We start from the raw sequence: 12,575 nt of genomic DNA, 5'->3' as shown, positions 1-12,575 counted from the left end.
TCAATACCCCGTCTTAAAACCTTGCTCGAAACCGGTTCGAATTTGTCATCGGGCGGGAGTATGATCGCGGTATGGAAACGTATCAGGTAGGCGGCTGCGTCCGCGACAAACTGCTGGAGCTGCCGGTCAAGGACCGCGACTGGGTGGTGGTCGGCGCCACGCCACAGGAAATGCTCGACGCCGGCTATCGACCGGTGGGCAGGGACTTCCCCGTTTTTTTACATCCCGAGACCCACGAGGAATACGCCCTGGCGCGCACCGAGCGCAAGACCGGCCCCGGCTATACCGGCTTCAGCTTTCACGCTGCCCCCGAAGTTACCCTGGAGCAGGATCTGGCCCGCCGGGATCTGACCATCAACGCCATGGCCGAAACCGACACAGGGGAGATCATCGATCCCTTCGACGGCCGGCAGGATATCAAGGATCGCCTGCTGCGCCATGTCTCGCCCGCTTTCGTCGAGGATCCGGTGCGCATCCTGCGCGTGGCGCGCTTCGCCGCCCGCTTTGCCGGGTTCGGCTTCCGCGTGGCCGACGAAACCCGGACGCTGATGCAGCAGATGGTCGACAACGGGGAGGTCGACGCCCTGGTTCCCGAACGGGTCTGGCAGGAAACCCTGCGCGCCCTGCAGGAGGACCACCCGGAAACCTTCTTTGAAGTGCTGCGCGAGTGCGGCGCACTGGCCAGACTGTTTCCCGAAGTCGATCGCCTCTATGGCGTGCCGCAACCGGAACAGCACCACCCCGAAATCGACACCGGGGTGCACACCATGCTGGTACTGCAACAGGCGGTCAAACTCTCCGATGATCCGGTGGTACGCTTCGCCGCCTTGGTGCACGATCTGGGCAAGGGCACTACGCCTGCCGAGGAGCTGCCCTCGCACATCGATCACGAGGAACGCGGCGTGCCGCTGGTCGAGGCATTATGCGATCGCTATAAAATCCCCAACGAGTTTCGCGAGCTGGCGGTAATGGTGACCCGCTATCACCTGCACTACCACCGGGCCGGCGAACTCAAGGACACGACTTTATTAAAAACCCTGGAAGCGCTGGATGCCTTTCGCCGGCCGGAGCGCTATGAGCAATTCCTGCTGGCCTGCGAGGCCGACTCCCGCGGGCGCCCCGGTTATGAGGACCGGGTCTTCGATCAGCCCCGCATCATGCGCGAAACCTACGCCGCCGCCAGCGCCATCGAAGCCGGACCGTTCGTCGAACAGGGCCTGCAGGGCAAAGCGATCGCCGAGGCCCTGCACAGGGCGCGGCTGACCGCGATCAAACAGGTGCACCGCGCGGCCTGAGCATGGCCTTCGCCGATCACTTCTCCCAACAGGCGGCGGAGTACACCCGCTACCGCCCCCACTATCCGCCCGAACTGTTTGATTATCTCGCCTCGCTCTGTCCGCAGCATGAACGTGCACTGGATGTGGCTACCGGCAATGGCCAGGCCGCTGTTGCATTAGGCGACCACTTTGGGCAGGTCATCGGTTGCGAACCGAGTCTGGCGCAACTGCGCAACGCGCAAACCCAGCATGCTATTACGTATGTTTGCAGCACCGCCGAGCAACTACCGTTTAGTGATAACTCGCTTGATCTAATCAGTGTCGCGCAAGCCGCGCACTGGTTCGATCACATCCGCTTCAATCGTGAGGCCACCCGCCTGCTCAAACCCGGCGGCGTACTGGCGATCTGGGGTTACGGCCTGTTCTCGATATTCCCCGCGATCGATGCACTGATTCACGACTATTACACCAACACACTGAAAAATTACTGGCCCGAAGAACGCCACTGGATTGAACAAGGCTACACCGACCTGCCCTTTCCCTTCCCCCGGCTCGACACCCCGGCCTTTCATATCCAGGCCCAATGGACCCTGACCGAAGTTATCGGCTATCTCGCCACCTGGTCCGCCACCCGGCGCTACCTCGCCGACCACGATCACAACCCGCTGCCCGATCTCGAACAACGGCTTGCCAAACAGTGGCCCGATCCCGCACAACCCAAACCGATCCAGTGGCCGATCTACTTGCTTGCTGGACGCAAGCAAGTGGAGGGCCGAGGGACGAGTAACGAGGCAAGTCCTGAACCACGAAGACTCGAAGACACGAAGAAAGATTTCAGCTCACAATCCATGTCGCCACGGGGGTAGGCCGGACATAGCAAAGCGGTGTCCGGCACCCGGAGCATTGCCCGATACCGCGGAGTTTATTCCCGCAGGGTGCTATATCGGACCTACCTGCTTCCTGCTTGCTGGACGCAAGCAGGAGGGCCGAGGGACGAGTAACGAGGAAAACCCTGAACCACGAAGACACGAAGACACGAAGCAACATTGTAGGCCAGGTTGCGTACAGCGCTACTTGGCGCCTCTACCCCAAGGTGAATGTCACGCAGGTTACCACCAGCGTGACCTACGCGACTGCCCGAACTCGAACAACGGCTCGCCAAACAGTGGCCCGATCCCGCACAACCCAAACCGATTCAGTGGCCGATCCACTTGCTTGCTGGACGCAAGCAAGAGGGCCGAGTGACGAGGGACGAGTAACGAGGAAAAACCAAAACCACGCATCAGGTAGGCCCGATATAGCGCAGCGGTATCGGGCAATTCCCTGGGTGCCGGACACCGCTTTGCTATGTCCGGCCTACCCCTGAAACTGTCAATATGGATATCTGCTGCGCGGGAATAACGATCAGAGCAGAATTTTTACCTTCGTATCTTCGAGTCTTCGTGGTTCAGTTTTTTTACTCGTCCCGCGTAACTCGTCCCTCGGCCCTGTCTAATAAATGGTATGATCCCACCCCTCGCAACCACAGCCCCGAATACCCCTATGTCAAACCCCGTACCCAAAGTCGGTTTTATCAGCCTCGGCTGCCCCAAGGCGCTGGTGGACTCGGAGCAGATCCTTACCCAACTTCGCGCCGAGGGCTATGACATTGTCTCCAGTTACGACGACGCCCAGCTGGTGCTGGTCAACACCTGCGGCTTTATCGACAGCGCGGTGGAAGAGTCGCTGGAGGCCATCGGCGAGGCGCTGGATGAAAACGGCAAGGTGATCGTCACCGGCTGCCTGGGCGCCAAGGGTGACATCGTGCAGCAGACCCATCCGCAGGTGCTGGCGGTGACCGGCCCGCATGCCCTGCAGGAAGTGATGGACCATGTGCACCAGCAACTGCCCAAACCGCACGATCCCTATACCGATTTGATCCCGGCCGAAGGCCTGAAGTTAACGCCGCAGCATTATGCCTATTTAAAGATCTCCGAAGGCTGCAACCATCGTTGCAGCTTCTGCATTATTCCGTCGATGCGCGGCGACCTGGTCAGCCGCCCCATTGGCGAGGTCATGCAGGAGGCGGAAAACCTGTTCAAATCCGGCGTGAAGGAGTTGCTGGTGATCTCCCAGGACACCAGCGCCTACGGCGTGGATGTCAAATACCGCACCGAGTTCTGGGGTGGACGGCCGTTAAAAACGCGTATGACCGAACTGGCCGCCGCGCTGGGCAAGCTGGCCCGCGAGTACGGCGCCTGGGTGCGACTGCATTATGTCTATCCCTATCCGCACGTGGACGAAGTCATCCCGCTGATGGCCGACGGCTTGATCCTGCCCTACCTGGACGTGCCGTTTCAGCACGCCTCACCGCGCATCCTCAAGTTGATGAAGCGCCCCGGCAATATCGAAAAAACCCTGCGCCGCATCGAAGACTGGCGCGCAATCTGTCCGAATATCACTCTGCGCAGCACCTTCATCGTCGGCTTCCCCGGCGAGACCGAGCAGGAATTTGAAGAGCTGCTGGAATTTCTCGAAGAGGCACAACTGGATCGGGTCGGCGCCTTCGCCTACTCGCCCGTCGATGGCGCCACCGCCAACGACCTGCCCGATCCCGTCCCGGAAGAAGTGCAGCAGGAACGCCTCGAACGCTTCATGCAACTGCAAAGCGCGATCAGCGCCGAAAAATTGCAAAACAAGATTGGCCAGACGATGCAGGTCATCGTCGACGGCTTCAGCGAGGACAACCTGCTGCTCGGCCGCTCCAGTGCCGACGCCCCCGAGATCGACGGCGCCGTGATTCTGGATCAGGTCGAGGACGAGGTCACGCCGGGGCAATTCATGGAAGTGAAGATCGTCGCGGCCACCGAGCACGATCTGATCGGGGTGCCGATCGAAGATGCCACTATCGACGATTGACCGCTGGGCGGTTTTGTTTTCGCTGTAAATCAGGTTTAAAGGCCGTACCCATCCTGCTCAGGGCACTATACTTTACAGAGGTCAACGCGATGCGTTTATCTGACCCCGTTCGATACTGAATCTGGAGAGCACATTGACTCAACCCGTCTATTTCAGTCTAACCCGAAAAATCCTGGCGCTTATAGCAGTGACTTTTGGTGTGGTAACGGTTTTTGCAGGCAGTCGTGTCCTGACCGGCTCTGACCCGGGGTACGTCGTCTTTTTCCCTTGCTCGTCTATAATACGCTGATGGGATTTATTTATATCGGTGTAGGCGTTGTCGCCTGGCGCAACGTTCATTACGGACGAAACGGCGCTGCGGCGGTCTTTATACTTAATCTGCTGGTCCTTGCCGCCATCTGGCTGCTTTACAACCCGGGCGGTGCCGTGGCGATTGATAGTCTTCGCGCCATGACTCTGCGGACGATTGTCTGGCTGCTGATTTTTATGGGTTTTGGCTGGCTCAGTCGTCGCGTCCCCGGAACTTGAGACCGGATCTAAAAGTTCCACTGGGCGCGACCGGAATGCCAGCAAGTCAAAATCGCGGGGTCGCAGTCGTTCAGAACTTGCCGACAATGAAAACCCGCAGTACCCTGATTAACGTCTTCAGTTAAATATCCTGCCGGTAATAATGTCATTGCGAATCATTACCGCTGATTGCTGACTTTTACATCCGCATACCAACCGGCAGCCACACGCTATGGCGATGAAACTGAAAAAATTTCTGGGTTATGAGTGGGACGCTATAGCGGGGATCCTCGCCGCGGTGATTGCCGTTATCCTCCATCTTCTGCATGTAGTGGATGAGAAGGTAGTGCTCCCGATTCTTTTTGCACTGCTGGGCTTGCTGTTTATCAACTTCATGCGCCACACCCGTAACAATGAACTGACCGCCGAGAAAGTCGAATCCACGGCACAGACGGTAGAACGTATCCAGGCCTCTCTCAAATCGCCCGATGTGGTGCTGGTCGGGCCGCGTCGCCTGCGCACGGTGAATGAACATTTCGTTCGCAACATGAGCGAAGACACGATCTGGTTCAATGTCTGTCTGTCCATGTATATTCCGCAGGCCCTGTTCGATGCATTACTCAAACCGGCTATCGACAATCCGCTGGTAAGTTCCATCCAGTTTGTGCTGGACACCTCACAGAAGGATTTATGGCAAACCCTGCAGCCCCGGATCGCGGACTGTTCCGGAGGATTCAAGGTCAAGGAGCCGCGCTGGTGCCAGCTAAGCAAGACCACCTCGTTTATTCTGGCCGACAGTCAGTCAAGCGGCGGGACCGAGGCGCTGCTCAGCTTCTGGGGCGAGCCTTTCATGGCTCAAAGCACCGAACAGGATGTGCCGCGCTTTATTTTCCATATCCAGAAAAATTCCGAACTCTTGCCTCACCTGGTCGAACTGCAGCGCGCACAATCCCGCTCATCCACACCCTCTCCCGAGAGAAAATAGAACACTGCCTGCGAGGTTTTTCTCCCAGATCAATAAATTAAATAAAATCACGCCAGTGTGCTATAACAATTAGCACAGGCTGTAACATCCGGAATTTAAAAAGCCATCCTGTCTGAATCTCACTCCCACACAGGAAGTGCATAATGAAATATCTTATCAACCTTGCTTTTGTACTTGTTTTCAACCCTGTGACAATATTTGCCCACGAACCACAACTGCCGCTTGATTTTGAGCAACACACGCTCGAAAAGGTCAGCCAGCATATTTATATAGTTCATGGTACACAGACACTCCCCAGCCCCGAAACCCGCGGTTTCATGAACAACCCCTCGGCAATTTTAACTCATGGTGGGATCATTATTGTCGACCCGGGAAGCAGCGCTGAAATCGGCCGGCAACTTCTGGCAAAGCTTCGCCATATCACGGATAAACCTGTTATCGCTGTTTTCAACACCCATATCCATGGCGATCACTGGCTGGGTAATCAGGGTATTCGTGAGACCTACCCCCGAGTGCCAATCTATGCACATGCGCGAATGCTCGAACGCGTTGAGGCCGGCGAAGGTAAAACCTGGATTCAGTTATTCATGGGCATGACCAACGGCGCGGTTGAAGGCACCCGGGTAACTGGTCCGAATATAGGGCTCAGTGGTGGGGAGGTTCTAAAACTGGACGGTATTACACTGAGGATCCATCACACCGGCCACGCGCATACCGACCATGATCTTATGATAGAAGTTGTCGATGACAAGGGATTGTTTTTTGGTGACATTGTCTCATCCCGTCGTGTCCCAAACTCGGACGTCCCGCAAGATGCCAGCTTTAAGGGTTCTATCGCCACGATAAAAACCATGCTGGATCACGACATCGCTGTTTATATCCCTGGCCATGGTCGTAGCGGTGGACGGGAGATCCCCGAATCATCTCTTCGTTTTCTTGAAACGCTATATGCTTCAGTCACCCATCACTTTAACCGGGGATTACAAAGTTACGAGATGAAGGACAAAGTGATTGACGATCTTTCTGATTATCAGGACTGGAATAACTTCAACGAGATAGGTCGGGTGATCAACTTTGTATTCCAGGAAGTGGAGCAGGATAATTTCTAAATAACTGTTCCGAACAGGTCCAGGTCAAGTAGCGCACCGCGCTACCTGACAATTTTCTTATTCCAACGAATTGCGCCTGGGCCCTGCTACTTGAGTTACGTAGGCTTCGCCAATATAACTTGCAAGGCTGGACAGCGTATAAGGTACGCAGGAATCTGGATAAATTATTTAGATATGTTTAGTCTTGAATGACCTTTCATCATCGGTCAATGGTATACAGGATATCCGCGCTCTGGTGTTCTCCACTTTCTCCCTTTATGTACCAGTGGTCGGATAACTGATAACGCACTGTGAAGGTATTGAATGACTGGATAATCCCGACGCCGTAACTGACATAGAGTTTGGGCGCCAGGTATCGCCCCATGACCAGCGAAGCCTGTTCGCCGCTGTCACTGGCCTCGACCCGCATCTCATCCAGTCCGAAACGATCCCCGATCTGACGTGCCAGGCTGTCGCCGCCACTCAGGCTCAGTGCCAGTGCCGCCCTGGCCATCATGCTCCCCTCCTCGCCGGTTGCGGTCTCCAGCGGACGGCCCAGCATCAGATAGGCGAGCACATCGGTCTGGCCCATGACCGGGATGGAGAACAGTTCCACGTCGGGATGATTGAGCGTACCGCGCACCCGGATCCCCGCAGTGACGTCATTGACATAGCGCACCGCGCGCAGATCCAGACCGGGATTGTTGACCGGCCCGCCGGTATACAGCAGACGTCCGTGTTCCACGGTGAGGCGCTGGCCGTAGGCGGTATACCGCCCTTCAATCACGTGAATTTCACCGGTGGCGGTCGTCAACTCGCCGGGGCTATCCATCAGCAGCAGATCGCCGCCCAGTCGTCCCTCGAAGCCAAAACCGTAAACACTGACCCGATCACCCAGCGTCACCCGGACCCGGCTGCTGATTTGCCATTTCTTCTCGTCCACTTCCTCGCCACCGACGATCACCGCGTCCTCCGACACCTGTGCGGCCGTGGTGACATCTTTCGGTTGCAGTCGGGCGTAGGGCACATGAACCTTCCCGCTGATATCAATGCTGCGCCCCTCCAGCTCGAGGCGTAGATCGGGGGTGACGGCAACCCGGGCCTCGGGAATCCGGGCCACTTCGAAGTTTTCACCTTTCAGGCTGATCGAGGTTGGCCAGCCGGCCCGGTTGTCCAGCACGGTCTCACCCTCGACTCGCATATCACCGTCGCCCGAGCGGGCAGCCAGTTCATAGCCCAGCCTGTCCAGACCTTCACTACGGGCATCCACGCGAATTTGCGTCAGTTGCAGGCCGAGGCGGGGTATACGCAGGCTGCCCTGATCCAGACTCGCCTTGCCGTTGTAGTGTGGTTTTGCCAACGTCCCGTCGACATCAAGTTGCATGGCCAGCTTGCCGTCGAGGTCCTGCACGTCGGGCAACAAAGCCTCAATAATGCCGGGCTGGTTAATCGTTACACTGGCGCTTCCCTGCACCGGCTGGCTGTCACGCTCAAGGTTGAGCAGTTGCGCACCGGGCAAGGCCAGTCTGGCCTCGAGTTGATCGCCGTTGTCCATGGCCAGGCGGGAGGTCGCCCGTACCCCCTTCTCATCCACACTCAAATCAAGGTTGCCCGTGCGGTACTCCCAGCGCTCCGATTCCCCTTCCAGCACGGGATAGACGACCGCACCCGCCGGCAATTCCACGTGGGCCCGGCCGCTCAATTGCCCGGGGCTATCCAGCTCGAATGTCGCATCGGCATGGGTCACTCCCTCAATGACCAGTCCCCCCGGCAACCAGGGGCTGAACAGCTGCAGCGGGAAGTTCACCAGCTCCAGTTCCGAGCGCCAGTTTTTCCCGGTTTGTTGCAGTTGCCCGCACAGACTGGCGGTTTCACTTTGCACACAGAACGGCGCTACGGAGAGGTTATCCCGGGTCAAATTCAGGGCGACGGGTCGTTGCAGCTGCCAGTTGCCCGTATTCTCTCCCTGCAAATCGATCGCTTCGATCTGCCCACGCCAGCCTTCGGCATTGGCCTCTCCCTTCAGTGCAATCCGGGCACTATTTCCGTCGGCCTCTGCCGTGAGTTGCAAGCCACCCGGGTCCGCATTGATCGCCAGCGTATCAATCCGCTGTTCATGAATGCCGAGCTCCTGTGCGGCGAGATCGATATCGATCTGTTGCCAGCGGAACAGATCCACGCCCAGCCTGCCGGACAGCTTGCCAATGCGATAATCCGACAGACTCAGCTGCTCGCCGTTGAAAGTGGTCCGGATTACCGGCTCGGCCCGGGTGCCGCTGATGTGTCCCGAGGCCTGCAGCTGCCCTCCGGCCTGCGGATAAAGCTGCGCCAGCTCGGCGGCGTCGATGGACCAGTCAAGGTTCATGCGTTCGCCAAGCGTCCCCTGCGCGTCCACTTTTGCCGAACCGGATTTCAGTTCAAACTGTTTAACCTCTAACTGTGCCCGTTGCCAGCCCAACTGGCTGCGCAGAGTCACCGGCTGGCCGCGCAACTCGCCGCTGACGCGGGCAATATCCGCCTCTGCGATGACCTCGCCTTCCTCTATATACCCGGTCGAGCTGAGACGGGCATCGAGCCGGCCGGGCCATTGTGGCCACAGACCGGCAGGATTGATCGCCTTGCCGCTGGCATCCACATCCCAGGCAAGTCGGGGCGACCAGTCGAGCCGGCCACTCAGGATGGTTTCGCCATCCAGCGCCGTAATCCGCAGGCTGTCGAGATCGAGCCCTTCGAGATCGCCGCTCGCATTGGCATGCCAGGTCGAGGGTGGCGCCTGTGGCAGAGGGCGATCGGCCCTGAGCGAGAGCCGATAGTGATCCGGAGTGCCTTCGACGCGCCCCTCACCCTCGGCACTGTCTATCCAGGCGTTACCTGCCAGCGGCCAGCGCAGGTTTTCCCAGTCGAACGCCAGAGCAAGCTCGCCGCTTTTGAATCCGTCGCTGCCGGGCGTCCACTGTCCCCGGGCATTAACTTCGGTCTTTGTGGGCGGTGAGCGCATTGACAACTGTTCAATCTCCAACGCGCCATCCCGCGCCACTTGCAACGTGGTCTCAGCCTCGAAGGGGCCCTGTTCAGGATACTCCCCCGAAAGTTGTCCGCTGAGTGACGCGCTATGTCGATCTCCCTCGCCCTGCACTTGCAGCTCGCCCCGGATTGCCGGCCACGCTGTGTTGAGTCGTGCAAGGTTAACCTCGCTCACATCCGCCCGGGCCTGCCAACGCAACTGACTTAACAGATCACGTGCTTCAACCTCGAGACCCAGTTGCAGTGGCCCACTGATCTGCTGCTGTAATGCAAGTTTGTCCAGATTCCCCCGGCTTCGGCCCTGGCCTGTGAATTCAGGTTGATCCGCCAGCCCAAGTCGCCATTGCATATTCAGCGTGTGTTGATAATCGCCGACCGGCTTCAACGTACCGTCGATGTGCAGATCAAATTCTGTTGCGCTGACATCGAGCGCATCGATATGGATCTTGTTGCCCCGGCTGCTGGCGTCGAGGGTGACCTGATGCAGGGCAAATTGCTGCGCATCCCGCCTGATATGGATGTCATCGAGCCGGATATCCTCGAGTGTCACATTGACCGGCAGGCGAATGTCCGGCAGTTCGACAGCCTGCTCCGCCTTGCTTTGCTGCGCGGCGGGCAGCGAGATAGTCACCGACTGGACGTGCAGTTGGCTGACGACCAGATTCCCCGTCAGCAATTCAAAGGGTCGCCACTTCAGTGTTACCCGCTCAAGGGCCACCCGGGTATCCGCTTTCTGATAGACCAGATCGGTGGCGGTAATACGGCCGAACAGCCGCCCTTCGAGTTTGCTGATATGCAACTCGCCGGGAAGGAACTTGCCGCTCTGTTGATAAATCCAGCGCAAGCCGCTTTCGGTTGCACCCAGCCAGAACAACCCACTGCCTGCGAGCAATAACAGCAGCACGAACATCGCGAGCAGGTTTTTTTTCAACTCCGGGCGCATCAGAGATCCGGTCCGATATTAATATGGAGTCGCCAGGGATCACCCGGTTGCGTGATCGCGGAAGCCACATCGATGCGTACCGGACCGATGGGCGACTTCCAGCGCAACCCGAAGCCGGCGCCATGTTCGAGTTCATCATCCAGATTGTTGATGGCATTGCCGGCATCATAAAACACCGCCATGCCCCACTTGCCGCCCAGGTTACGTTCAAGTTCAATACTGCCGACCATCAGGTGCTTGCCACCCACCACCTGGCCGGTGTCATCAACCGGCCCCAGCGATTCGTAAGCATAGCCGCGCACGCTTTGCGAACCACCAGCGAAGAAGCGTACCGAAGACGGTAACTGGTTGAACTCATCGGTTCGGGTACTACCCAGACGACCGCGGCCAATAAGCCGGGTTTTACTCCCCAGCGAGGTAATCCCCTTCAGGCCGCCCTGTACCTGAAAAAAATCTGTATCGGAGATCAGCTTCTCACTTGCGCCGCGAAATTCAATATCGAATCGCAGACCATCCAGCACATTCACAAACCCCTGGCCCCAGGTGCGGCTCCAGTCCACACCGGGAATCAACAGGGTCGAATCACCCTCGTCGCCTGCAACGATGAACTCCTCCTGTTGATAATTCAGCGCCATCGACTCACGCCACTGCCCCCGACTCCGGTTCAGGGCAACACCGAGGGTGCGAAGGGTGCTCTCGCTGGTGTCGGTCTCTTCATTGATCACGCCGGCACTATAGATCAGTTGATCGGTTCGTGGATCGAGCACCGGAACCCGGTAACGAGCGCCGAAACTGTATCCTATCTCGGAAACGCCGACCTCGGTGTTGATACGATGACCCGACTTGTTCAGACGCGGCATCTCCCAGCCGAATCTGGTACGGGCGCCGGTATCCGTCCCGTAACCCACCCCTAACGTATAGCGATGTGGCTTGCGCGGGGTCAGCTTGACATTGACTGGCACTTCGCGCTGCGTCTCGTCTATCTCACCGGGGGATACCTCGACGCGGGAAAAATAGTCGCTGTCATTGAGCGCATACTGGAGATCGATAACCTCATTGAGGTTGTAGGGATCGCCCCGTTCGAACGGGATATAGCGTTGTAACAGTTGTGGATCGAGCACATCCTGTTGCAGGGATACATCGCCAAACCGATAGCGGGGACCACTCTCATAATGAAGGTTGACACGGGCCTCGTAGGCGTCAAGATCAATCTTGACCTGTTTTTCGACAAAGCGGGCCTGGAAGTAACCCCGCTCCGAAGCCAGCCTGGTCAGGTCGCTCTTAATGGACTCGTATTGAATATGATTGAATACGCTACCTTCCTGCAATGGCAAGTCGGCGATCAAGTTCGATAAAGCCGGGTCCTGTCGTAGCTCTCCATCGACCAGAAGACGAAATTCAGTGACGCGCAGAGGCGGCCCTTTATCAATCGTATAGGATGCCTGCCACTGCCCGGCATCCGACTTTGTCAGCTCGCTGCTGACTTCGGATCGGTAGTAACCATAGGGCTTTAGTGCGTTGCTGATTTCCTGCGACGCCTTGTCATGTAGCCGTTTGACACGGCCTTCAGTCAGCAGAACGCTTTCTTTTTGCTGTTCGAGACTCAGGTAAAGCCTGACGTTCTTTTCCAGGCTGTCGTCAACACCCCGGATATTAACCACAAGGTCAACTTGCGCAAAGAGTGTATTGCAATAAAAGCAGGCCACCAGAGCCAACAGCCACTGCTGCGTCTTGCCCATCAAGATTCCTTGTCGCGTCCGTGTAGCCGAGCTAGCTATCGCCAAAAGCCGGCCTATACAAACATTGTATATTATATAGTCAATAAAAGGCTGGCTCCGGTTCCCCTGGTAACT

General features: G+C 57.5%; 8 protein-coding genes. 6 read left to right on the top strand and 2 right to left on the bottom strand.

All coding sequences use genetic code 11. From position 1 onward, the window contains the following. Nucleotides 1–71: 71 nt before the first annotated feature. The 6 genes from EDC23_RS13125 (at nucleotide 72) to EDC23_RS13100 (ending at nucleotide 6,776) form a co-directional block, all read left to right on the top strand. Nucleotides 72–1,295, top strand: coding sequence for a multifunctional CCA addition/repair protein (locus EDC23_RS13125; protein WP_134085218.1), 1,224 nt, complete (start codon nucleotides 72–74; stop codon nucleotides 1,293–1,295). Nucleotides 1,296–1,297: 2 nt separating this feature from the next. Further along, nucleotides 1,298–2,143, top strand: coding sequence for a class I SAM-dependent methyltransferase (locus EDC23_RS13120; RefSeq protein WP_134085217.1), 846 nt, complete (start codon nucleotides 1,298–1,300; stop codon nucleotides 2,141–2,143). 676 nt (nucleotides 2,144–2,819) lie between these two features. Further along, entirely contained in the window at nucleotides 2,820–4,175 is a 1,356-nt protein-coding gene (gene rimO / locus EDC23_RS13115; RefSeq protein WP_134085216.1) for a 30S ribosomal protein S12 methylthiotransferase RimO, read from the top strand. A gap of 267 nt (nucleotides 4,176–4,442) precedes the next feature. Beyond that, on the top strand, nucleotides 4,443–4,703 hold the full coding sequence (locus tag EDC23_RS13110; protein WP_134085215.1) for a hypothetical protein: 261 nt from the start codon (nucleotides 4,443–4,445) through the stop codon (nucleotides 4,701–4,703). Nucleotides 4,704–4,920: 217 nt separating this feature from the next. Continuing rightward, a complete protein-coding gene (locus EDC23_RS13105) occupies nucleotides 4,921–5,667 on the top strand; it encodes a hypothetical protein (protein ID WP_134085213.1) in 747 nt (248 codons plus the stop codon). Between the two features lie 143 nt (nucleotides 5,668–5,810). Then, complete coding sequence (locus EDC23_RS13100) at nucleotides 5,811–6,776, top strand: MBL fold metallo-hydrolase (RefSeq protein ID WP_134085212.1); 966 nt, start codon at nucleotides 5,811–5,813, stop codon at nucleotides 6,774–6,776. Nucleotides 6,777–6,975: 199 nt separating this feature from the next. Here EDC23_RS13100 and EDC23_RS13095 read toward each other — a convergent pair whose 3' ends face one another. Beyond that, nucleotides 6,976–10,722 carry a translocation/assembly module TamB domain-containing protein gene (locus EDC23_RS13095; protein ID WP_134085211.1) on the bottom strand — a complete coding sequence of 1,249 codons (3,747 nt, stop codon included), beginning with the start codon at nucleotides 10,720–10,722 and terminating at the stop codon, nucleotides 6,976–6,978. Beyond that, nucleotides 10,722–12,461, bottom strand: coding sequence for an autotransporter assembly complex protein TamA (locus tag EDC23_RS13090; RefSeq protein ID WP_134085210.1), 1,740 nt, complete (start codon nucleotides 12,459–12,461; stop codon nucleotides 10,722–10,724). The genes EDC23_RS13095 and EDC23_RS13090 overlap by 1 nt, the downstream gene beginning before the upstream one ends. Between the last annotated feature and the right edge of the window lie 114 nt (nucleotides 12,462–12,575).

The organism is Thiohalophilus thiocyanatoxydans (assembly GCF_004366735.1).
Taxonomy (GTDB): Bacteria; Pseudomonadota; Gammaproteobacteria; order UBA6429; family Thiohalophilaceae; genus Thiohalophilus; species Thiohalophilus thiocyanatoxydans.
The sequence above is the reverse complement of the archived record's forward strand: the minus strand, read 5'-3'. Positions and strand labels throughout refer to the sequence as shown.